Annotated in this window: 22 protein-coding genes; 14 read left to right on the plus strand and 8 right to left on the minus strand. The window is 39.3% G+C overall.

Annotated elements, in window-relative coordinates; translation table 11 throughout:
- Positions 1 to 34: 34 nt before the first annotated feature.
- From PVK63_RS03480 to PVK63_RS03510, 7 genes are all read left to right on the plus strand, one after another.
- The gene (locus PVK63_RS03480) at positions 35 to 856 is read left to right on the plus strand and encodes a substrate-binding domain-containing protein (protein ID WP_130087208.1); all 822 of its coding nucleotides are present in this window, start codon (positions 35 to 37) and stop codon (positions 854 to 856) included.
- A gap of 3 nt (positions 857 to 859) precedes the next feature.
- Positions 860 to 1,558: an ABC transporter permease gene (locus PVK63_RS03485; RefSeq protein ID WP_130044569.1), complete on the plus strand. Its 699-nt coding sequence runs from the start codon at positions 860 to 862 to the stop codon at positions 1,556 to 1,558.
- Positions 1,559 to 1,570: 12 nt separating this feature from the next.
- Positions 1,571 to 2,278, plus strand: coding sequence for an energy-coupling factor ABC transporter ATP-binding protein (locus PVK63_RS03490; RefSeq protein ID WP_130044570.1), 708 nt, complete (start codon positions 1,571 to 1,573; stop codon positions 2,276 to 2,278).
- Complete coding sequence (gene mobA, locus PVK63_RS03495; protein WP_130044571.1) at positions 2,256 to 2,840, plus strand: molybdenum cofactor guanylyltransferase MobA; 585 nt, start codon at positions 2,256 to 2,258, stop codon at positions 2,838 to 2,840. The genes PVK63_RS03490 and mobA overlap by 23 nt, the downstream gene beginning before the upstream one ends.
- On the plus strand, positions 2,837 to 4,618 hold the full coding sequence (locus tag PVK63_RS03500) for a bifunctional molybdopterin-guanine dinucleotide biosynthesis adaptor protein MobB/molybdopterin molybdotransferase MoeA (RefSeq protein ID WP_130087210.1): 1,782 nt from the start codon (positions 2,837 to 2,839) through the stop codon (positions 4,616 to 4,618). Before mobA ends, PVK63_RS03500 begins: the two co-directional genes overlap by 4 nt.
- Positions 4,619 to 4,904: 286 nt before the next feature.
- On the plus strand, positions 4,905 to 5,903 hold the full coding sequence (locus PVK63_RS03505) for a PDDEXK nuclease domain-containing protein (protein WP_242511073.1): 999 nt from the start codon (positions 4,905 to 4,907) through the stop codon (positions 5,901 to 5,903).
- 110 nt (positions 5,904 to 6,013) lie between these two features.
- A complete protein-coding gene (locus tag PVK63_RS03510; protein ID WP_105054831.1) occupies positions 6,014 to 6,346 on the plus strand; it encodes a PBPRA1643 family SWIM/SEC-C metal-binding motif protein in 333 nt (110 codons plus the stop codon).
- Positions 6,347 to 6,485: 139 nt separating this feature from the next.
- Here PVK63_RS03510 and nagK read toward each other — a convergent pair whose 3' ends face one another.
- The gene (nagK, locus tag PVK63_RS03515) at positions 6,486 to 7,397 is read right to left on the minus strand and encodes an N-acetylglucosamine kinase (protein ID WP_130044577.1); all 912 of its coding nucleotides are present in this window, start codon (positions 7,395 to 7,397) and stop codon (positions 6,486 to 6,488) included.
- A gap of 126 nt (positions 7,398 to 7,523) precedes the next feature.
- Positions 7,524 to 8,267, minus strand: coding sequence for a tRNA-uridine aminocarboxypropyltransferase (locus tag PVK63_RS03520; RefSeq protein WP_130087214.1), 744 nt, complete (start codon positions 8,265 to 8,267; stop codon positions 7,524 to 7,526).
- 86 nt (positions 8,268 to 8,353) lie between these two features.
- Here PVK63_RS03520 and PVK63_RS03525 point away from each other — a divergent pair, with 86 nt between their 5' ends.
- Positions 8,354 to 9,157 carry a sterol desaturase family protein gene (locus PVK63_RS03525; protein ID WP_130047523.1) on the plus strand — a complete coding sequence of 268 codons (804 nt, stop codon included), beginning with the start codon at positions 8,354 to 8,356 and terminating at the stop codon, positions 9,155 to 9,157.
- Positions 9,158 to 9,191: 34 nt separating this feature from the next.
- Here PVK63_RS03525 and PVK63_RS03530 read toward each other — a convergent pair whose 3' ends face one another.
- Both PVK63_RS03530 and PVK63_RS03535 read right to left on the minus strand, forming a co-directional pair.
- Positions 9,192 to 9,881 (minus strand): pseudouridine synthase, encoded by a 690-nt coding sequence (locus PVK63_RS03530; protein WP_130087332.1) that lies wholly within the window; start codon positions 9,879 to 9,881, stop codon positions 9,192 to 9,194.
- A gap of 168 nt (positions 9,882 to 10,049) precedes the next feature.
- Positions 10,050 to 11,642 (minus strand): AbgT family transporter, encoded by a 1,593-nt coding sequence (locus PVK63_RS03535; RefSeq protein WP_130087216.1) that lies wholly within the window; start codon positions 11,640 to 11,642, stop codon positions 10,050 to 10,052.
- 334 nt (positions 11,643 to 11,976) lie between these two features.
- On the opposite strand from PVK63_RS03535, the gene PVK63_RS03540 reads away from it, so the two are divergent.
- Positions 11,977 to 12,453 (plus strand): C40 family peptidase, encoded by a 477-nt coding sequence (locus PVK63_RS03540; RefSeq protein WP_130087218.1) that lies wholly within the window; start codon positions 11,977 to 11,979, stop codon positions 12,451 to 12,453.
- 69 nt (positions 12,454 to 12,522) lie between these two features.
- Here the strand turns inward: PVK63_RS03540 and PVK63_RS03545 are convergent, their stop codons facing one another.
- Entirely contained in the window at positions 12,523 to 12,858 is a 336-nt protein-coding gene (locus PVK63_RS03545) for a DUF3802 family protein (protein ID WP_130047526.1), read from the minus strand.
- 273 nt (positions 12,859 to 13,131) lie between these two features.
- Here PVK63_RS03545 and PVK63_RS03550 point away from each other — a divergent pair, with 273 nt between their 5' ends.
- Together PVK63_RS03550 and PVK63_RS03555 are read left to right on the plus strand one after the other, a co-directional pair.
- Positions 13,132 to 14,001: a fructosamine kinase family protein gene (locus tag PVK63_RS03550; RefSeq protein ID WP_130044583.1), complete on the plus strand. Its 870-nt coding sequence runs from the start codon at positions 13,132 to 13,134 to the stop codon at positions 13,999 to 14,001.
- A gap of 182 nt (positions 14,002 to 14,183) precedes the next feature.
- Positions 14,184 to 14,387: a CPXCG motif-containing cysteine-rich protein gene (locus tag PVK63_RS03555; RefSeq protein ID WP_130087222.1), complete on the plus strand. Its 204-nt coding sequence runs from the start codon at positions 14,184 to 14,186 to the stop codon at positions 14,385 to 14,387.
- Between the two features lie 17 nt (positions 14,388 to 14,404).
- Here the strand turns inward: PVK63_RS03555 and PVK63_RS03560 are convergent, their stop codons facing one another.
- Positions 14,405 to 15,010, minus strand: coding sequence for a riboflavin synthase subunit alpha (locus PVK63_RS03560; RefSeq protein ID WP_130044585.1), 606 nt, complete (start codon positions 15,008 to 15,010; stop codon positions 14,405 to 14,407).
- A gap of 278 nt (positions 15,011 to 15,288) precedes the next feature.
- Between PVK63_RS03560 and PVK63_RS03565 the strand changes: the two genes are divergently transcribed.
- A complete protein-coding gene (locus PVK63_RS03565) occupies positions 15,289 to 16,671 on the plus strand; it encodes an MATE family efflux transporter (RefSeq protein WP_130087224.1) in 1,383 nt (460 codons plus the stop codon).
- 70 nt (positions 16,672 to 16,741) lie between these two features.
- On the opposite strand, the gene PVK63_RS03570 is transcribed toward PVK63_RS03565, so the two are convergent.
- Complete coding sequence (locus tag PVK63_RS03570; protein WP_130087226.1) at positions 16,742 to 17,731, minus strand: tetratricopeptide repeat protein; 990 nt, start codon at positions 17,729 to 17,731, stop codon at positions 16,742 to 16,744.
- A gap of 14 nt (positions 17,732 to 17,745) precedes the next feature.
- Positions 17,746 to 19,062: an anaerobic sulfatase maturase gene (locus tag PVK63_RS03575; RefSeq protein ID WP_274439848.1), complete on the minus strand. Its 1,317-nt coding sequence runs from the start codon at positions 19,060 to 19,062 to the stop codon at positions 17,746 to 17,748.
- Between the two features lie 215 nt (positions 19,063 to 19,277).
- Between PVK63_RS03575 and PVK63_RS03580 the strand changes: the two genes are divergently transcribed.
- Together PVK63_RS03580 and PVK63_RS03585 are read left to right on the plus strand one after the other, a co-directional pair.
- The gene (locus tag PVK63_RS03580; protein ID WP_207215672.1) at positions 19,278 to 20,063 is read left to right on the plus strand and encodes a formylglycine-generating enzyme family protein; all 786 of its coding nucleotides are present in this window, start codon (positions 19,278 to 19,280) and stop codon (positions 20,061 to 20,063) included.
- Between the two features lie 95 nt (positions 20,064 to 20,158).
- Positions 20,159 to 21,811 carry an alkaline phosphatase family protein gene (locus PVK63_RS03585; RefSeq protein ID WP_165371200.1) on the plus strand — a complete coding sequence of 551 codons (1,653 nt, stop codon included), beginning with the start codon at positions 20,159 to 20,161 and terminating at the stop codon, positions 21,809 to 21,811.
- Positions 21,812 to 21,850 lie beyond the last annotated feature (39 nt).

The following is a 21,850-nucleotide window of genomic DNA, read 5'->3' on the forward strand; positions in this document are numbered from 1 at the left end:
TGCAGTAATTTTAATAACACTACATGGATATAACATGAACAATAAAATCAGTACGTTTACAGTGATGGCTACACTGGCTCTTGGTTCTTTTTCTGCAACGAACGTATATGCAGATGATGCTAGTATCGTTCGTCTTGCAACGACAACAAGTACTTACCACTCTGGTTTACTTGATTACCTATTGCCTGAATTTAAAAAAGATTCTGGCTACGAAGTTCAAGTATTGGCAGCGGGCACAGGTAAAGCGCTAAAAATGGGCGAAAATGGTGATGTTGATTTAGTAATGACTCACGCCCCTAAAGCGGAAGCAAACTTTGTTGAAAAAGGTTATGGCGTTGATCCAAAAGCATTAATGTATAACGATTTTGTTCTAGTTGGTCCTAAAGCCGATCCTGCACACATTCACGGCATGAAAGACGTGACTGCGGCATTCAAGAACATGGCGGAATCAGACGTTACTTTCGTTTCTCGCGGTGACGACTCTGGCACAAACAAAAAAGAATTGATTTTATGGTCTCAAGCTAAGATTGAACCAAACTTTGGTGGCTACAAAGCCGTTGGCCAAGGTATGGGACCAACATTGAACATGACTTCTGAACTACAAGCCTACACATTAACAGACCGTGGTACTTGGCTAGCTTACCAAAACAAACTTGATCTTGAGATCATGGTTGAGGGCGACAAGCGTCTATTTAACCCTTACCAAGTGATTCTGATTAACCCTGAGCGTTACAAGAACTTAAATACGAAAGGCGCTCAAGCATTCAGTGATTGGTTAATTAGTGATAAAGGCCAAGCAATGATCGATAGCTTTACTCTTAATGGTAAAAAACTGTTCACTGCGGACGCTAAATAATCCATGACTATCTTAGCCACCTCTCACGAAGCCATTCAATTACTGTTTAGCGGTGATGCTGCATTATGGAGCATCGTTGGTGTTTCATTCTCTGTCTCACTATTTGCAATGGCGGTTGTGTTATTGCCAGCACTCTTGTTGGCGTTTGCGCTTGCGTATGGCTCGTTTCCTGGGCGGTGGCTACTGCTCTCTATTATTAACACGTTACAATCTGTACCTACTGTGGTAATTGGCTTATTGCTGTATATGGTTCTTTCTCGATCTGGACCTCTTGGCGATTGGCAATTACTTTTTACTCAAGAAGCGATGATCATCGGTCAAATGTTCATCTGTTTTCCTATCATGGTTGCCATGATGCACGGCGCATTTCAACACAGTGACCGACGTGTATGGGAAACCGCATTTACCCTCGGCGCTTCATTACCACGTGCTTTTGGTAGTTTAATTTGGGAAACGCGATTCCCTATCCTAGCCGCCGTTATTGCTGGGTTTTCTCGAATTATTACTGAAGTCGGCTGCTCGATGATGGTCGGCGGTAACATCTTTAATGCAACACGAAACATTCCAACCGCAATCGCTATGGAAAGCCAAAAAGGTGCGTTTGCTCAAGGGGTTGCCCTTGGTATGGTGCTATTAATTTTAGCTTTGGTATTAAATTTTTTACTCTCTATCACTCGTGGTAAAGGGTATTTACGTACTTAGTAGGCATAAAAAATGACAATAAGAATTACTGCCGATAATCTATCGATGCGATTTAATGATCGTGTGCTTTTCCATATCCCACATTTATCATTAGGACCAAAAGAGTCTGTCTATTTACGTGGCGCTAATGGTGTAGGTAAAACAACACTACTTAAGATTTTATCTGGATTACAAAACCCAACGACTGGCAAGCTTAATCTGAACCAACCCCATTGGACTGCACGCTTATTTGGTCGCTCAGGCAATAACCAAATTGTGTACCTTCATCAAAACCCATTTTTATTTGATGGTACCGTTTTCGATAACGTTATTTATGGCATGAAATACACCACCATGAATAAACTTGAAAAACGCAATATGGTGATCAATGCGCTACGCATGGTTGGTCTTGAAACGTTAGCTGACGAGCATATTTCTGTTTTATCTGGTGGTGAAAAACAACGTGTCGCTATGGCACGAGCTTGGGTGCTAAAACCTTCTATACTGCTAATGGACGAGCCAAGTGCCAGTGTTGATCAAGAATCCATCGATTTATTGGTTATTATGGCGAAAGATCTCCTTGAACGTGGCTCTAGCATTGTTGTCACCAGTCACCAAACCAACGCATTAACTGAAATTTGTCATCGTCAATGGACCATTTCAGACGCAAAGCTGATAGAATCAACCCCATTAAAAGTGATCGTTAGCAAGGATAAATATGCTCCAGCCAAAGCAAACTAGTTGGGTAATTTTAGCGGGTGGACAAGCTCGTCGTATGGGCGGTAAAGATAAAGGGTTTGTTCTATTTCAAGATAAACCGTTAATTGAGCACGCTTTAGATACATTAACACCTCAAACTGACCAGATTGCCATCAATGCTAACCGCAGTACTGAAGAATATTCACGTTACGCGGTCACCTTTCCAGATCAGTTTAGTGAATACCCTGGTCCATTGGCAGGAATGCATTCTGGCCTAATAAATATGAATTCTGACTGGGTTGGATTTATTCCTTGTGATTCCCCTAACCTTCCGAGCAATTTAGTTTCATTGCTTTGCGATGCGGTAAAAGAAGACACTGATATTGTTGTTGCTCACGATGGTGAGTACATGCAACCTGTCGTCACTTTAATGCACAAACGCATTATTCCTAAAATTGATGCCTTCTTAGCGCGCGGTGACAGAAAAATCATCCTATTATACAAAGAGTGTAATACCGTATTTGCTGATTTCTCTGACTACCCTAATGCTTTTATCAATTTGAATAGCCCTCAAGAACTCGAACAATTTGGATCTTTATTATGAGCTTAACGACTGCGTCTATCCCTTTATTGGGTTTTGCTGCTTATAGCGGCACAGGTAAAACGACATTATTAGAAAAGCTATTACCAAAATTGACTGATATGGGACTAAAAGTCGCAGTCATTAAACACGCTCATCATAATTTTGATATCGACCAAGAAGGTAAAGACAGCTACCGCTTACGTAAAGCGGGTGCAAGCCAAATGTTGATTAGCTCTCGTTTTCGTAATGCGTTGATTACTGAAACGCCTGATGAAGAAACGACCTGCCAACAACTCATCAATAAGTTAGATCAAACTGAACTTGATTTGATTCTTATTGAAGGCTTTAAACAGCTGCCATACACCAAGATTGAATTACATCGTGATGAAATCGGCAAGCCTTGGATTTTCCCTGAAGATAACAACATTATTGCGATTGCCTCTGATTCCAAAGCCGAATCAGAACTACCGCAAATGGATATCAATGATACCGATGCTATCACTGCGTTCATTGTTGACTACGTAAAACAGCATCAGCATAAACAACAAAGTGACCTATCCGCTAACTGCGACGAGTTATCTCCTGCGCTTTTATCTGTTAGCCAAGGAAGAGCTAAGATTTTAGAAGCAATCACACCTCTAAATTCACAAAGTAATGTGTCTTTAGTTGAGTCGATTAATGCATTAGCTGCTCAAGATATTTTATCGCCGATTAATGTTCCTCAACATAACAATTCAGCAATGGATGGCTATGTGATTTGTGGTGATGATTTAGAGCGTGAAAGCTATACGGTCGTTGCTGAAATCATGGCAGGTCACAGCTATGATCGCCCTCTTCAGCATGGTGAAGCCGCAAAAATTATGACGGGTGCGCCTGTGCCTGAAAATGGTAATACGGTGATCATGCGTGAACAAGCGATTCAAGAAGCTGACCAAGTACGTTTCGACGCGGGTAAATCAGGCATTCGTAAAGGGCAAAATGTTCGTTTAGCTGGTGAAGACCTTGCTATAAACCAAATCTGTGTAGCAAGAGGCTCACGCATTACGGCTCCTGAAGTCGGTATGCTTGCTTCTTTAGGCATTGCTTCTGTCCCTGTTATCGTTAAAACAAAAGTGGCTATCTTCTCGACAGGTGATGAAGTTCAAGCGCCGGGTGAAGCACAAAAAGCCAACTCTATTTACGACTCTAACCGCTTTACGCTGACTGCGTTATTACAGAAAATCGGCTGTGAAGTGATTGATTTCGGTATCATTGAAGACAGTGAAGCTGCTTTAGAATCAACGCTTTCTCAAGCATCACAACAAGCGGATATGATCTTATCTTCTGGTGGTGTGTCGGTTGGTGATGCGGACTACATCAAAACGATTTTAGATAAACTAGGCAATATTAATTTCTGGCGTATCAATATGCGTCCGGGTCGCCCTCTTGCCTTTGGTCATATTGGTGATAGCCCTTTCTTTGGTTTACCGGGTAACCCTGTTGCGGTAATGGTGGCGTTCTTACAGTTTGTTGAGCCTGCATTACGTAAACTTCAAGGCGAAGATGACTGGAAACCTGAGACTTTTACGGCAATTGCTAAAGAGTTTATTCGTTCTCGTACTGGCCGAACTGAATACAGCCGTGGTATTTACTCGATTAACCAAAATGGTCAAATGGAAGTGGTAACCACAGGTAAGCAAGGATCGGGCATCTTACGTTCAATGAGTGAAGCCAACTGCTTAATTGAAGTGCAACCTGAGGTTGAGTCGGTAGATATTGGTCAGAAAGTGACAATTATTCCGTTAAACTCACGTGTATAACACTGTGTATCTTTCTTAAACAATATCGAATCTAGCCTCACGTTTGTGGGGCTTTTTTATCATTCTATTTCTTATCTTTTCTGACTTCAGTCTCGTTTTTGCTTTTTTCTAAAACAATCAAAAGAGAAGCTTATATATTTTCAAGAGCAATCCTTCATTATCCCAATGCAATTAAATGATTTAATCAAAAAGAATGTGCTAGTAATTACCAAAATTATTATTTCAAAGCTACGAGGACATTATAACTAAGCCATTAATACCACAATCAAACGTATTACTAGACAGTATTCGAGATGTATTAAACCGCAGCCATAAACACGTTGCTCAAGCTGTTAATTCAACGATGGTTCAAACATATTGGCGGATAGGACATTTGATCGTAGAAGATGAACAACAAGGACAAAGCCGAGCTGAATACGGCAAAGGGACTCTAAAAGCATTATCACTTTCTTTAACTAAAGAGTTTGGAAAAGGATTTGATGTTACAAATCTTAGAAAAATGAGAGCTCTATTTTTATATTTTCCAATTCGAGACTCACTGCGTCTCGAATTGAGTTGGACTCATTACCGTATCCTTACTCGCATAGAAAACAATAAGGCCCGTCAATGGTATATGCAAGAATCTATTGAGCAATCTTGGTCTGCTCGAGCCCTAGAACGTCAAATTGGTACTCTCTATTATGAACGCTTACTGGCTAGCCAAACTGATAATAAAGCGATTAAACCTGTTTTAGATGAAGCCAAGCAACACACTGATGCTCTTGCTGTATCAGCAAAAAACTATCTACGAGATCCTTACATTTTTGATTTTCTTGGTTTACCGAACGACTCTCTTCAAGAAAATGAGCAAGGGCTCATTGATAACCTCAAAAAATTTCTACTTGAATTAGGAAAAGGTTTTGCTTTTGTTGAACGTCAACAACGCATTACAACAGATGATGGTGACTATTACATCGACCTCGTCTTCTATAATTTTCATCTAAAATGCTTTTTACTGATTGATCTAAAAATGCATAAATTGACTCATCAGGATGTAGGTCAGATGGATATGTATGTAAGAATGTATGAAGAAAAAAAGCGACGCAGTGATGACAACCCTACTATTGGCTTAATACTGTGTACTGAAAACAATAAAACAGTAGCAAAATATTCAGTCCTCAATGAGAGTGAACAACTCTTCGCTTCTAAATATATAACAGAACTACCAACTGAAGAAGAGTTACGCCAACAGTTAGAAAAGGATCGTCGGCTAATCCTCGAGCAGCAAGGAAAGTATGAATACTGACACCAGACTCTGTCTTAATTATATTTAGAGCTTTATTCTAGTTTATTGCTAGGCACTTTGATGGTATAAAGTGCCTAAAATACTGTGTTCAAAAATTATAAGGCTCCAAGATGTCTAAAATGTTCTTCAAAGGTCGTATCGAAACTCGTCAAAATCACGTTCTTTCTGGTTTTAACACCAAGCGTGACGTTAAGTTAGGTACTGAAGAAGCACCACTAACTTTAGTTGTTCAAACAGAAGAGCGTAAAGTTGAAATTGAAGCGCAGCTTACTGAGCACAACTTATTCGCAAACATCGAAGTGAATGCTGAGAAAGAAGAAAATATTCTTGAGCTTGAAGGCGTTTTAAACAAGCCAAAAACAACTCGCTTTGAAAAAACACCTAACCGCAACGAACCTTGTTCTTGTGGTAGTGGTAAAAAATACAAAAAATGCTGTGCTTAATAACGACTCCGTTATTTAACTTTTAGCTAAACAGCTGATTGTATTTAAAAAAAAGAGCCTCTGTTTATCTGTTAGTAATAACAAACAACATGAGGCTCTTTTTGTATCTGCATTTTCTATTCTAAATATTGAGTCAAGATTAGTCTTTAATATTTAAGAATGCTGCACCACGAACGCCGCCAGAATCACCGTGTTTTGCTTTGATAATACGAGGCACGCGACCTACTGATAATAAGTGCTTTGGAAGACGTTTCGGCAACTCTTCATAAATCAATTCAAAGTTTGATAAACCACCGCCTAATGCAACCACGTGTGGGTCAAAACAGGTAAACAGGTTAGCAAAGCAAATAGCTAACAGCTCCATAAAGCGCTCAACATGCTCTACCGCATTCACATCACCTTCGGCATGGGCTTTAATGATATCAATCGCTTTCTTTTGTTCGCCATAATAATGCGCATAAAGTAGTTCAAAACCACGACCAGAAAGATAGCTATCTAAGCAGCCTTTATTACCACAACCACAGCCTAATAACGGCGCGTTTTCACCAAGGTGGAACCATGCATCGATTGGTAAACGAGAGTGGCCTAACTCCCCTGCTACATGGCTGTAACCAGAGAATGCTTTACCATCAAAAATTAAACCACCACCAAAACCAGTGCCTAAAATTAGGCCCATAACTGATGGAGAGTCTTTTAATTCTTCGTCCCACGCCTCTGATAGTGCAAAACAGTTTGCATCGTTATCAATTTTTACTGAACGACCAATTTTTGCTTCTAAGTCTTTACGTAAAAATTGGCCTTTAGCAGCAGGAACATTACTTGTTAATAGCGCCCCTGTCTCGGCATCTTCCATTCCAGGGATCCCTAAACCGACTTTACCTTCAACGCCAAATTCAGCATCATATTTTGCAATTAAGCCAGCAATGTCATCAACCAATAATGCGTAATCTTCTGTTTGTGTTGGAATTCGTTCAGTGGCAACGCGCTCTAATTTTTCATTAAACGCGCCAAATTCAATCTTTGTGCCGCCTACATCAAAACCGTAGTACATAAGGTATCCTTGTCCTAATCTATTTTAAATTTTTTATGGTGTTATCTTACCTAATTTATATAAATACAGACTGTGACCTAGGCGGAATTACCTTCTATTTTGTGTGAAATGTACCTCAAATCCCCATTAGATTTGGTTGCTTTCTTTCAGTTCTGTACGAAAATCAACCAAACGTTTTAACCCCATCCCTCTTTCTGCTCCCTTCACTGGTCGCTTACTGTAAAGGTAGTGCTCTCGAAATAGCTCAAACCAACACTCTAGATGCTTCGCATTTTCTTTTTCACCAAATAAATCCAATACCAAACTTGCTACTTCTGCCGTAGCAAGCTGATGATCTTTTGATGCTTTACGCATAATGTAGCTAGACAGGTGCTCACTATTAAATGACAACACAGGCAATTGATGTAGGTAAACACTTTTACGATACATACGGCCTGCTTCACGCCAGCTGCCATCAAGTAAAATAAATAAAGGCGTTTTGCCCTCTGCAACTACAATATCATTAGTGACTAGCGCTTTATTTTCAATCTGCTCTTCAGGGAAAATAACAAACGGTTGATACGAGTCATCTTGCAATAAAGCAAGCATCTCTGGATTTGGCTCAGTGCGAGACCACAGATAAGCATGAGTCTCAGGAATTAAGTCTGCAATAAGTTTGCCTGTGTTGCTTGGTTTTAAAACTTCAGTATCAAACATTATTAACAAAAAAGCCGCGTTAGATTGAACGTCTGGTTGATGCTCACAAATGCAGTAGTCTTTATGTACTTGGCAGTACTCACAACGGTTAACATTAGCACCACGCGCATTAAAGGGTTTTGTAGAACGTGCTAATCTTTCTTTATGTAATTGGTGGACTTTGTGAATACGCATTTGCAATAACCAAGCTATTTATATGGAAAAAAAAGCGCATTTTACTTACAGTATGAGTAATAACAAGTTTAATAAGAGAATTCCGAATGGAAATTAACTGGATTGAATACAATGACCCTCTACGCTTGGGCTTCTTTATCGTTGCATTCATCATTTTTGCTTTAGCTGAATACCAATGGCCACGTAAAGTCTTAACGCAAAAAAAATCTACACGTTGGGCTAGTAACATAGGTTTAGTCTTTTTTAATAGCTTAATTCTTCGTCTCACTCTGCCTTTATTAGCCATTGATGCTGCTTTTATTGCACAACAAGAACAATGGGGATTATTTAATTATTTAAACACGCCATCATTTTTAACAGGGCTTCTTTCTATCTTGTTATTGGATTGGTTAATCTATTGGCAACATCGCGCCTTTCATCGTGTTCCTTTATTATGGCGCTTGCATCGAATGCATCATTCAGATCAAGACATTGATGTCACCACAGGGACGCGTTTTCACCCTATCGAGATCATTATCTCTATGTTGGTAAAAATAGCGGCTATTGGTTTACTTGGTATTCCAGTTGAAGCGGTTATTCTGTTTGAAATTACTTTAAACGTCAGTGCGATGTTTAACCACAGCAATCTGTTTATCCCAACGTGGTTAGATCGCTATATTCGAGTGTTATTGGTGACGCCTGACTTCCACCGGGTTCATCATTCTGTTCATATCTCTGAAATGCATAATAATTATGGTTTCTTTTTATCTATTTGGGATCGCATTAGTAAAACCTATTTAGTAAAACCAATAGATGGGCATAAAGAGATGAAAATCGGGCTTGGTTTTTTCAGAAAAGAAAAAGAACAACGCTTAGATAAAATGCTGACGCAACCATTTAGAAATAAATAAAATATAGTAATGAGGTGTTCACAGCACCTCATTACTATTTACTAAATGAGTTTACTTCTTCTTCCGTTAAGTAACGCCATTGACCTTCGTTTACATCAAGACTAATCGATCCAATCTTCTCACGGTGTAAAGAGACGACTTTATTGCCAATCGCTGAAAACATTCGTTTTACTTGATGAAACTTACCTTCTGTAATAGTAAGTAGAACCTCTTGGGGCGTAATAATATCAAGCTTGGCAGGACGCGTAAGTTGTAATTCACCTTGTAACTGTACTCCGGTTGCAAATTGTTTCTCTGCATCTTCTGCTATTGGTTTACGTAAACCCACTCGATACACTTTTTCGCATTTTTTATTTGGTGTAATTATATTGTATGACCAATGTCCATCATCAGTAATTAACACTAACCCTGTCGTATCTGCATCCAACCGCCCTGCAATATGCAACTCTTCATTATTTCCCTCTTTTATATAGTTAAATAAAGAAGGATAAGCTTCATCAACATTAGAGCAAATCGTATTCGCAGGTTTATTCATTAATATATAACGAAAAGGTCGAGCGACTAACTCTTTCCCATTCAGCGTAACTTGATTATTTTCATGAACTTGGGTTGACTCAAGTGTGACAACGTCACTGTTTATTTTTACCCTTCCCTCAAGAATCAACTCAACCGCTTGGGTTTTCGTTAATTCTGTACTTTTACAAATAAACTTATCAAGACGCATAGAACCACACATTACCACTCATCATAACGTCATTATCCTTGTTCTATTCAAATAAGCAATCGTATTACAAAAACGAGCGTTCAAAAAAGGCGATCCGAAGATCGCCTTTTTATTTATATGCTTAGGGCTAATTACATACTCAGAGCTAAACGTTTATTCTATTAACCGTTATGGTGTGTAGAACGTTGCTGCACCCGGACCTACTGGTAAACCGAATACGAATACCCATAGGTAGAACAAGATACTCCAACCAAACATGAACACCATTGAGTATGGAAGCATGGTTGCAATCAGTGTACCGATACCTAGGTTCTTCATGTAACGTGTCGCTACCGCAAGGATAAGACCGAAGTAGCTCATCATTGGAGTGATGATGTTCGTTGTTGAATCACCGATACGGTAAGCCGCTTGAATTGTCTCTGGTGCGTAACCTACTAGCATTAGCATTGGAACAAAGATTGGTGCGGTTACTGCCCACTGCGCAGATGCAGAGCCGATCATTAAGTTAATGAAGCCACACATTAAGATAAATGCGAAAAACAACATAGGACCAGTAAGGCCGATATCTTGTAGGAAACTCGCCCCACCTACTGCTATCACTTGACCAAAGTTAGTCCACTTAAAGAAAGCAACAAACTGTGCAGCAAAGAATACAAGAACAATATACATGCCCATTGAAGACATTGATGTTGCCATTGCATTGATCACATCACGGTCATTTTTCATTGAACCTGTAACTTTACCGTAAACAAAGCCTGGAATAGCAAAGAATATAAAGATAAATGCCACAATACTCTTCAAGAATGGAGAGCCTGCAACCGTACCAGTTGCTGAACGTAATACACCATCTTCAGGAACAATCGTCCATGCAAGTAATGCACTCACAACAAGAACAGCCACACCTGCAAATTTAAGACCTTTCTTCTCAATAGCAGTTAGCTTACCCATTTTATCGTTTGATAAATCTTCAGACGCTTCTTCATCATTGTATTTACCCAATTTTGGTTCAACAATTTTCTCAGTAACAAAAGCACCAGTAATTGAGATAAAGAAGGTTGATACAAACATGAAGTACCAGTTCGCTTCAGGGCCAACCGTATAAGTTGGATCAATCATTTGTGCTGCTGTTTCTGTAATACCAGAAAGCAGTGGATCAACCGTACCGATTAAAAGGTTTGCTGAGTAACCACCAGACACACCAGCGAACGCAGCCGCAAGGCCTGCTAACGGGTGACGACCTAATGAATGGAAAAGCATTGCAGCTAGAGGAATAAGTACTACGTAACCAAGCTCAGATGCTGTATTTGAAATAATACCTGCAAATACAACCGTTACTGTAACCATACGTTTAGACGCGCCCATTACCATGCCGCGCATTGCAGCAGATAACATGCCTGAATGCTCAGCGATTGCAACACCAAGCATTGCAACAAGAACGGTACCTAATGGTGCAAAACCGACAAAGTTTTTCACTAGGTTAGTAACGATAAGCTGTAAACCTTCAGCATTGAAAAGGCTAACCACGTGGATCATACCATCAGCGGCTCGGCCTTTTGCCCCTTCTGGGCGAGGGTCCATTACTGATAGTTCAAAGTAGCCAGCAATGCCTGATGAAACTAAAATTGCCACACAAAAGATTGCAAACAGAGTAATTGGGTGTGGTAATAGATTTCCTAAATATTCTACTGAATCAAGAAAACGTGTGAACAACGGCCTTTTTGGCTGCTGTTGATTCTGTTGTTGCGATGCAGACGAACTCATCTGTAACTCCTTGTTTTTGACTTAGCTCTTCAAATAAAACACAACACTTCGTACCAAATGGTTAAATTATGAGTATTTTAGTTAAAAGTAAGTACTTCCAAAATTCACGCAAAGGTTACATGATTGTAAAAAACAAGGAAAGCACTAAATGTCACAAAACATTTCATTTGTAGATTATTAACCCAACTCACCAAACAAATACCACACCTTTGACCAACAATTAATCAAATTAATTCACAAAGATCATAGAGAATACATAAGATTATTATTAATATTGCGTTAAACTATGAAAATAAGTCAAAATAGTGAGGTTGCTTTTTATCTAGGATGACACATGATTCGCCATTTTATTTTAGCTTTTACTCTACTCACTCTATTTGGCTGCGCCTCTTCTCCTGAACCTCAATTAACGAAAGAAGAAATTCGTATTCAGCATCCTCAGTTATCAACGTCTGATGCGTATCAAGATTACTTTCAAGAATGGCAAGGCGTACCTTATAAATATGGTGGCACAACGAAACGTGGGGTTGATTGCTCTGCATTTACTCAAGATGCTTTATACAACTTACACCAACTCTCTTTACCTAGGACGACTCAGTATCAAGTCGTAATAGGCCAGCTAATACCACTAGAAAATGCGCAAAAAGGCGATTTAATTTTCTTTAAAACAAGTGTAAAAGTTAGGCATGTTGGGGTGTATATTGGAAATAGAGAATTTATGCATGCTTCAACATCAAAAGGTGTGATCATTTCAAGCCTAGATAATCCTTATTGGAAGAAGGCATTTTGGCAGGTTAGGCGAGTACTATAAAGGAACATAAAAAAGCCAAGTAAATTGAATAACCTTCAATGTACTTGGCTTTAATAGCAATTCTACTAATTATCGGAATGCGCTATCAAATAGGTTTTTAATCAAGCCTATGTAGTCATCTAAGAACATTACTTGCTCATTTGTCGCTTTTTGAACCCAAGCACTTGCTAATACTTCACCTAAATCCGCCACCACAGCATCGGCTTCTCGCAATAAGGTGAATCTCATTTCCGATTCTAGCTCTGGATTTTGAGCAAATACCGTCATTAAATTAGAAGCCACTAGATCAGTCACAATGTCTTCCACAGTTTCTTCTCCAGTATCCCCTTGCTGATTAGCAAAAATAGCTAAATTCTCTGTAAGGTATTCAATTAATGAATGGTAGCCTTCAGTATTGACAATCATAATTTATCCACTTGTTATGGTTCATAGCGCTTAAAAGATTAAAGGCTTATAAACTTATTTTTAATATGTTTTGTCACAATTTATCAAAATAGAGAATAACACTCAAATCCTTTCCGTTTCTATTGACAACATAAGCAATTATAAGTGTGATTTTTATGCATTACCGTTTATCTAATTAATTGTATTGGTATTATCTGCCATACTTCACAGATATTTATTAGGAATACACTATCCTTAATGGTGTGGTTTTTCAGATAATCAAGAGAGGCAATTATGTGGCAGGCTATAGCAAAGCAAATCTCTGACGTAACAGGACGTCCCTTCACTATTTCTGAACGTGAGATCATCACTGGTGGAGAAATTAATGATTGCTATATGATCAGTGATGGCTCTCAGCGTTATTTCGTTAAAATAAATGAACGAGCTGAGCTTCCGATTTTTGAAACAGAAATAGAAAGTTTAAATCAACTTGATCAATCCGATCACATCTTCGTTCCCTCTCCACTTCATGTTGGAACCACTAAAGACCACGCTTTTTTAGTCTTAAATTTCTTACCCACTAAACCCATGGATAAGCAAACCTCTTTTGAACTTGGTGTAAGCTTAGCAAACCACCATTTATGGGGTGACCAAGTTGAATATGGCTTTGATTGTGATAACTATCTTGGCAATGTTCTACAAGTAAATACTTGGCATCGTAAATGGGCCTGTTTCTTTGCTGAGCAACGTATTGGCTGGCAATTGCAATTATTGCATGAGAAAGGAATGGAATTTGGTGATATTGAAACATTAGTCAAGAACACTAAAAATATCTTACACAACCATCAACCCAAACCAGCACTCTTACATGGCGACTTTTGGCATGGCAATATCGCGTTAAGTGTCAAAGGACCTATCAGCTATGATCCTGCCTCTTATTGGGGTGATCCAGAATGTGATTTAGCAATGGCAGAGTTATTTGGTGGTTTTCAAGATAGCTTTTTTGACGGATACCAATCCATCACACCTATTTCTAATGGGTTTGAAACTCGACAGCACCTATATAACCTGTATTACATTCTTAACCATTGCATCATGTTTGGTGGAGAATACATGTTTCATGCTCAACAACTCATTGAAAAACTTAACCTGAATAAAAAATAACCATATAAAATCATGAGATGGTACTTACCATCTCATTTTTTACTCATCTTAATGAAAAAACATCGAAGCTATCAACTTTTGCACTTAATTCACTACAAAAACCAACTCTGTTTTCTACTATTAACGAGCAACCAATAGTCAACCCATATATCGTAATTGCAGAACAGTAGAAGGAGTTTGTTGTGAATAATTACACTAACCAGAATATCCAATGTCCAAATTGTCATCATTCCATTGATATGGTGATTGACCAAAAACAGTCAAATAAAAAAATCTATGATGATTGCCCATCTTGTCATCGAGCAATTGAATTCACGATGGAGATAAATCCTCAAAATCAATCTGTAAATCTGACGACGAGTAATGAGGAAGATGGACTGTTTTAAGTTACTTCTTTAACTCATTATTGATTCGCTAACACTCGCTCTACGGTATCTACGATTGCTTGTGTTTGCGGATCAATTTCTAAGTTAATTTTATCGCCAATAGCACGACCACTTAAATTGGTTCTTTCTAACGTTTCAGGGATCAAATTAACGTTAAAGCCTTTTTCATCAACATCACCAATCGTTAAACTGATTCCATCAACGCCAATATAGCCTTTATGTAAAATATATTTTGTCCACTGCGGCGCGACATCAAACCAAATTTGGCAATTTTCTGTGGTCTGGTTAATCTCTCTCACTGTCATCACATCAACAATATGACCTGACATTGAATGGCCGCCAATTTCATCACCAAAGCGGGCTGCACGTTCGATGTTAATAAATTGCCCTACTTCTAATAACCCAAGGTTAGTTAAACGCAATGTTTCTTCAATCAAATCAAAAGAAATAAGATGCCCATTAATGTTGGTTACGGTTAAACAACAGCCATTATGAGCAACAGAAGCACCAATTTCTAAACCTTGATGATACGGTGCAGGAATTTCTATTACATGGGTTTGAAATTTCTCTTTCTTTACTATTTCAATTACTTTCGCAGTTGTCGCAACAATCCCAGTAAACATCACTCTCTCCTATCAATACCAACAAATACATTAAAACGATTTATTTAACTTTGGTTATTTTAAAAATATCTACGATACGTTGAATATTTCATTTTGTGAAGTCTCTCTTAATCTATATACTGTCCACTTTCTGCTTACCTTTAACAGTTTCCTCTGTTCAAAGCACTCAATCAGACCCCATTTTCTTTTGCGATAGCGACTAGCGCAAAATGAACTCGCATTTATGCTCTTTAATACATTAATGCCCTTTTTATACTAAAAATTTGTACGGTGAATCAGTGCACAGATACCAAAAAGAAATCGTTCGATTAATTAAATTATCAACACCAGTCCTAATTGCGAGTGTCGCTCAGACAGGCATGGGTTTTGTTGATACCGTTATGGCTGGTGGCGTAAGCGCAACTGACATGGCAGCAGTGGCAATTGCAGCAAGTGTTTGGCTTCCATCAGTATTATTTGGTGTTGGCTTATTAATGGCGCTTGTACCTGTTGTTGCTCAATTGAACGGTTCAGGAAAATCTAAAAAAGTTCCATTTGAGATCCATCAAGGTATTTACTTAGCGTTAATCGTTTCTGTACCTATTATGCTTATCCTTTATAACGCTGGCTTTATTATTGCGGCTATGGATGTAGAACCTGAGTTATTTGAAAAAACTCAAGGGTATTTACATGCGGTACTATGGGCTGCTCCTGCATTTTTATTATTCCAAGCGCTACGTAGCTTCTGTGAAGGCTTATCGTTAACCACGCCAGCAATGATCATCGGCTTCATCGGTCTAGCAGCTAACGTGCCGTTAAACTGGATGTTTGTGTATGGTGAGATGGGTGCGCCAGCATTAGGCGGTGTGGGTTGTGGTGTTGCGACTGCTATTGTTTATTGGCTAATGTTTATCACGATGGTGATTTATACGTTTATTGCACCTAAATTACGTCGTGTGAATTTATACGAAACATGGAATAAACCACAAGCGAAAGAGATCTACCGTTTATTCAAATTAGGTTTACCTGTTGCGCTGTCTATCTTCTTTGAAGTGACTTTATTTGCAGCGGTTGCCTTATTAGTGTCACCATTAGGATCAATTGTTGTAGCTGCACACCAGGTTGCGATTAACTTCTCATCGTTGATCTTCATGGTGCCAATGAGTATTGCGATTGCCGTTAGTATCCGCGTTGGTCATAAATTAGGTGAAAACGATCTTGAAGGCGCTAAGATTGCAAGCTTCTGTGGATTGGCTTTTGGTTTGCTAATGGCATGCTGCACTGCGATATTAACTTTATTGTTCCGTGAGCAGATCGCATATCTATATTCTGACAACAAAGAAGTAATTGAATTGGCGGTAAGCCTTATGCTTCTTGCTGCTATTTACCAATGTACTGATGCTGTTCAAGTGGTTGCCGCTGGTGCACTTCGTGGCTACAAAGACATGACGGCTATCTTTAAGTGTACGTTTGTTTCTTACTGGATTGTAGGTTTACCTGCGGGTTACGTTCTTGGTATGACAGATTGGATCACTGAGCCGATGGGTGTTTATGGCTTCTGGTTTGGCTTTATTGGCGGTCTAACGACTTCTGCGATTTTATTAAGCTTACGTTTACGTTGGCTGCAAAAGAACCCTACTAAAATCAATATGGAAGTGGATGAACTGCAAATAGTGCACTAATTCAAACAAGTATAAACAGCAAAGCCCGAGGTATTAATTCCTCGGGCTTTTTTATTATTAACAGTACTAATTATTTTTGTTTTTCTTTTAGTTGAGTAATTACATAGTCAGGGGCAACCTTTGCTAGCTCAACTAAACAGGCATCTGCCTTTTCATTTCCATAGCGCACGTAAATATCACATACCGCATAAAGTTGTTCCGGTGAGCCTGAAATCAAATACGCCTTCTCAAACGATTCTGTCGCGGTTTTCAAGTCAATATCTTCGTGCAACACGCCATTTAGGTACCAATAATAACTGTTGTTATCTGCCAGTTCTGCTGCTGTTTTAATCGACTGCGCTGCTTGCGTTTTTTGATCTAAACGTACCTGAGTTAACGCTTTTGAGTAATATAGACTCGCCTCTTTTGGTAATTGAACAATCGCTTTATCTAATACCAATAAAGCTTGCTCATCTTGGTTCTGTGCTCGGTAATTGTCCGATAAATTCAACCATATTTGCGAATTGTTAGGCTCTATCTTCACAAGTTTCTGATAAATATCATCGGCTTCAGACCACTCACCATGCCAACGATAGGCATCCGCTAACAGTAATTGATCAGCACTGTCTTTTTGTTTTGCCAAATATACGGTTACTTCTTGATATGGCGCTTCAATTTGATCTTGCTGAGATGCCGACATCTGGTTGTATTCACGAAGCAAATTTGCCGTTGCTGCCATACGAACGCTTAACTCAGAATCCGTTAATAACGGCGATACTATCTGCCAGCGATGTTTAAATTGGTATAAATCAGATCCTATCACTGCCGCTTCGCGGATCATGGGGTCAGGATCTTTTAATCCTCTTGCTACGGCAACTAAACTGTTTTGATTAGGATAGCGCGCTAATTGACGCAACGCCTCTGCGCGCTTCTCTGTACTCTCATTTTTATTTTGTGCCGTATAAGCCAATTGTTGCTCTGGTGTCATATTTTGCAGTGAATCCGTCGCATAGGTTGGCGTTGCAATGGCAAATAAACTAGCAAGCCCTAGTGCGGCGCATTTTTTCAGTAATGGTTTCATTCTCTTCCCCTCCATTAAAACTTAGTTGGAAACGCAGAAGATTGCGCTTGCTGTCGAGCCGCATCACTAAATTTTCCATGTTGAACTGGATTGCCTAGCATTCTTAAGATATACGCAATGGATTTATCCGCATGAGCAAAAAACTTTTTCCACCCAGCGCACAGGTAATTTAACCCCGGCTCACCATCACATGTTTTAATAAATCGATTTTTAGGGCACTCGCCATGACAGGCAAATTTATAATCACATTGCTGGCATTGAGTAGTTAATGTTTTCGCTTTAGCAAAGCCAAACTCTTGCTGTTTACGACTGTACGCTAGTTCATCTAATTCTTGAGTATGGATATTGCCAATTTTATATTCTGGATAAACATAATGATCACACGCAAAAACATCGCCATTATGCTCCATTGCTAAGCCTTTTCCGCAAATCTCACCCAAAGTACATAATGGGTTTTTACGCCCCATCCAGGTTTCAACACTGGCTTCAAAATATTGAACGAACACTTTGCCTAAATCATGCTGGGCCCATTCATCAAATACTGCAATTAGGAAATTACCCCATGCTTCATCTGAAACACACCAAGGTTCCATTATTGATTCTTTGTTTCCCGGAATAAGGCGCTTATCCCCTTGACGCAGTTGTGCAGCCAGTTGTTCTGTTTGTGGCGCAACCGTTCTAAAGGTTTTTTGTTCAACAATCGGAATAAACTGCATTTGTGGCGATTTCACCACATCACGCAAGAATCGATACACTTCTAATGGATTTCGGCTCGTTAAGTTATTTACACAGGTTAAGGTCGCAAATCTCACATTGTGTTTATGCAATAATTCAACAGCGTTCATCACTTGCTTAAACGTACCACGCCCCGCTTTGTTGGTTCGATACGCATTGTGCAGCATTTCAGGGCCATCAATACTCAAGCCCACTAAGAAGTTATGCTCTGCAAGAAATTCACACCACTTATCGGTTAATAAGGTACCGTTTGTCTGTAAATCATTCGAGATCATGATCCCTTCAGGCTTATATTTCTTCTGAAACTCTACAATTTTCTTAAAGTAATCTAAACCTAGTAATATTGGCTCTCCACCTTGCCAAGAGAAGATGATTTCAGGGGTGTTTTGACCTTCAATGTATTGACGAATATACGTTTCTAATGTCTCGTCATCCATTTGTGGTGAGCAGCCTTTTTTGTATTCAAGTAAGTCCTCTTTACTTAAATAATAGCAATACGTGCAATCAATATTACACACAGCACCAATGGGTTTTGCCATGACATGTAATCGTTTTGAAGCCTTACCCTGAAACTGAGGACCTTGAGTAATGATCATATTGATTCCTATTGGTAGTGAGTGTTTGATTTGAGAAAAAGAACTTACCTAACAAACCTATTAGCCACCCTTTATAGCCAGTTGTTAAGTAAGTTCTGACTCCATAATAAACAAAAAGAACATTGGTATTAGTTATACACGTTATTCCATTTTGGAAAGTCTTTTCACTGTATGATAAATACTCAATCATTACTGTTGAGAATGTCATGTTTAGAATCTCTTTTTTAACCAATTTTAAAACATTATTTACCACCTTATTTCTTAGTTCAGTGCTAGCAGGATGTGCAACCGCGCCACCACACCCTGTCACTCAAAAAATAGAAGAGACGATGGTCTATGTTGAAGGTGGCGAATACTTTATGGGTTCAGACTCTCCATCGGCTACAAAAGCAGAAAAGCCTGCTCACCTTGTCTCGGTTAATGATTTCTATATTTCAAAATTTGAAGTCACTCAGGAATTATTTGAATCGGTAATGGGCTCATCACTCAGTTATTTCCAGTCCCCAGGCATTCCCGTAAATAACTTAAGCTGGCAGCAAGCCAATTACTTTATTGAAAAGCTCAATGAACTGACAGGTGAAACGTACCGTCTTCCAACAGAAGCTGAATGGGAATATGCCGCTCGTGGAGGAAATTTAAGCCAAAACTACACTTACAGTGGATCAAACAACATTGATGATGTCGCATGGTTTGCCGATAACGCCAATAATCAAGCTCATCCCGTTGGAATGAAGCAACCCAATGAACTAGGCTTATATGATATGACAGGCAATGTTGGCGAGTTTGTCAGTGATGCTTATGACGATACTTTTTATCGTTTCTCACCAACCGATAACCCAAACAATGCACGAGACGAAGCAAGTGGCTTAGCGCACAAATCAGTGCGAGGCAGCAGTTTTTCTTATAAGGCAAATGAATCAGAAAACTATCGTCGAGATTTCGCAAGCCAATCCATCATCATGGCTGATATGGGGCTACGCTTAGTAAGAGATGCAAAGTAATCAACACTTAAGATTACCAATAAAAATTTACTCTTTTGGCAAGGAATAAAAACATGAAGAACAACGCATTATATTGTCTCGCACTCGCTGGAGTAATGATGACACCAGTAACCACTCTGGCGAATGACCACAACCCTAAACTCATCTTACAAATTACTGTAGATGGTCTTCGCGGTGATTTGTTAGAACGCTACAAGGCGAACTTTGGCGAAGATGGTTTTCGCTACTTAATGGAAGATGGTACTTATTATACCAATGCTCATTACCAACACGGAAATACCGAAACGATTGTTGGACATGTCTCCCTTGCTACAGGAGCGCCACCAAGTGTTCATGGCATGGTTGGTAATGTGTGGTATGACAGAAACGAAGAACGCTTGGTCTATAACGTTGAAGATGGCAATTACAGCATGCTTACTTCCGGTGCGGGTGTAAATAAATCAACCGAGATCGACCCGACTCAAAAAGTAGCAACCCAAGATGGTCGTTCTCCTGAGCCAATTTTATCTACCACATTTAGTGACGAACTCGCGATAGCAAGCAATGGTGAATCAAAAATATTCTCGGTATCAGTAAAAGACCGTGGCGCTATTTCGTTAGGTGGTCATTCAGGGAAAGCATTTTGGTTCTCTAAAGCACAATCAGAATTTGTGACCAGTAATTACTATTATGATGAGTACCCTGCATGGGTTACTGCATGGAACCAACAAAAAGTACCTAACCAATACTCAGGAAAAAAATGGGCATTATCACTGCCTGAAGATAAATATACTCTAAAAGAAGGCAATCCCGATTACAAAGTTGACCTTGCAGGATTTAAACGCACCTTCCCTCACCCTTATGGCCCTGCAAGCTATAAATACTACAGCACCATGCTAACACTTAGCCCAGCAGGAGATGAAATCACCGGGAACTTTGCTGAAACCCTGCTTAAAGAAGAAGACTTAGGCAAAGGAAAGTTTACGGATTATCTTGCTGTGAGTTTCTCATCAAATGACTATGTGGTTCATATGTATGGCCCATCAAGTTTAGAAACAGAAGACAACTTAGTTCGATTAGATAAAACCATTGCCAACTTACTTAAAAAAGTCGATAAGCAAGTTGGGTTGAAGAATACACTGATTGTGCTGTCAGCCGATCACGGTGTGCCTGAAGCCCCTGCTACGGTTAATGCGTTAGGGGCAAATCAAGCCGCTTATTTCAATCAAAACACCCTAATTTCCCCAGAGTTACTTGCGCGTTTAAAAAGCGAATTTGGCTTAGAGAAAGACGCTATTCGTTTATATGCCCAACCTTATGTCTATCTAAATCATGAAGTAATCAAAAAGAAAGGCATAGCGTTAGATAAGGTACAAAAAGTAATAGCAGAAGAACTGTTAAAAGTGAAAGGCATTGCGTATGCGGTAACAAGCTCAGATATTGAGAAAAACCAAGTGCCAAATACTCACACCATGCAACTGGTGAAAAATAACTATCATCCAATGCGATCAGGCGATGTTTATGTGGTTTATAACCCTAGAAACTACATTAATGACATGGACGGTTTAACCATTGCATCTACTCATGGTTCACCTTGGCGTTATGATACTCATGTTCCGGTTATCTTTGCTGGATATAATATTGATGATGAAAAAGTAAGTCGCGAAATTACCCCTTACGACATTGCACCAACCTTATCGAATGTTTTAGGTATCACGCAACCAAGTGGCGCAACTGGTGAGGTTTTGAAAGAAGTGACTCAACATTAAATACCGCCATCAAAAAAGCAGCCTTATTATTGGGCTGCT

It is taken from the genome of Aliivibrio sp. S2TY2, assembly GCF_028765525.1.
Classification (GTDB): Bacteria; Pseudomonadota; Gammaproteobacteria; order Enterobacterales; family Vibrionaceae; genus Aliivibrio; species Aliivibrio finisterrensis_A.

Coding starts and splice junctions, on each gene's coding strand:
- PVK63_RS03585 (WP_165371200.1), top strand. CDS start 20,159: ATGATGACACCAGTAACCACTCTGGCGAATGACCACAACCCTAAACTC.
- PVK63_RS03500 (WP_130087210.1), top strand. CDS start 2,837: ATGAGCTTAACGACTGCGTCTATCCCTTTATTGGGTTTTGCTGCTTAT.
- PVK63_RS03570 (WP_130087226.1), bottom strand. CDS start 17,731: ATGAAACCATTACTGAAAAAATGCGCCGCACTAGGGCTTGCTAGTTTA.
- PVK63_RS03510 (WP_105054831.1), top strand. CDS start 6,014: ATGTCTAAAATGTTCTTCAAAGGTCGTATCGAAACTCGTCAAAATCAC.
- PVK63_RS03530 (WP_130087332.1), bottom strand. CDS start 9,881: ATGCGTCTTGATAAGTTTATTTGTAAAAGTACAGAATTAACGAAAACC.
- PVK63_RS03575 (WP_274439848.1), bottom strand. CDS start 19,062: ATGATCATTACTCAAGGTCCTCAGTTTCAGGGTAAGGCTTCAAAACGA.
- PVK63_RS03520 (WP_130087214.1), bottom strand. CDS start 8,267: ATGCGTATTCACAAAGTCCACCAATTACATAAAGAAAGATTAGCACGT.
- PVK63_RS03525 (WP_130047523.1), top strand. CDS start 8,354: ATGGAAATTAACTGGATTGAATACAATGACCCTCTACGCTTGGGCTTC.
- PVK63_RS03535 (WP_130087216.1), bottom strand. CDS start 11,642: ATGAGTTCGTCTGCATCGCAACAACAGAATCAACAGCAGCCAAAAAGG.
- mobA (WP_130044571.1), top strand. CDS start 2,256: ATGCTCCAGCCAAAGCAAACTAGTTGGGTAATTTTAGCGGGTGGACAA.
- PVK63_RS03485 (WP_130044569.1), top strand. CDS start 860: ATGACTATCTTAGCCACCTCTCACGAAGCCATTCAATTACTGTTTAGC.
- nagK (WP_130044577.1), bottom strand. CDS start 7,397: ATGTACTACGGTTTTGATGTAGGCGGCACAAAGATTGAATTTGGCGCG.
- PVK63_RS03560 (WP_130044585.1), bottom strand. CDS start 15,010: ATGTTTACTGGGATTGTTGCGACAACTGCGAAAGTAATTGAAATAGTA.
- PVK63_RS03550 (WP_130044583.1), top strand. CDS start 13,132: ATGTGGCAGGCTATAGCAAAGCAAATCTCTGACGTAACAGGACGTCCC.
- PVK63_RS03545 (WP_130047526.1), bottom strand. CDS start 12,858: ATGATTGTCAATACTGAAGGCTACCATTCATTAATTGAATACCTTACA.
- PVK63_RS03490 (WP_130044570.1), top strand. CDS start 1,571: ATGACAATAAGAATTACTGCCGATAATCTATCGATGCGATTTAATGAT.
- PVK63_RS03540 (WP_130087218.1), top strand. CDS start 11,977: ATGATTCGCCATTTTATTTTAGCTTTTACTCTACTCACTCTATTTGGC.
- PVK63_RS03480 (WP_130087208.1), top strand. CDS start 35: ATGAACAATAAAATCAGTACGTTTACAGTGATGGCTACACTGGCTCTT.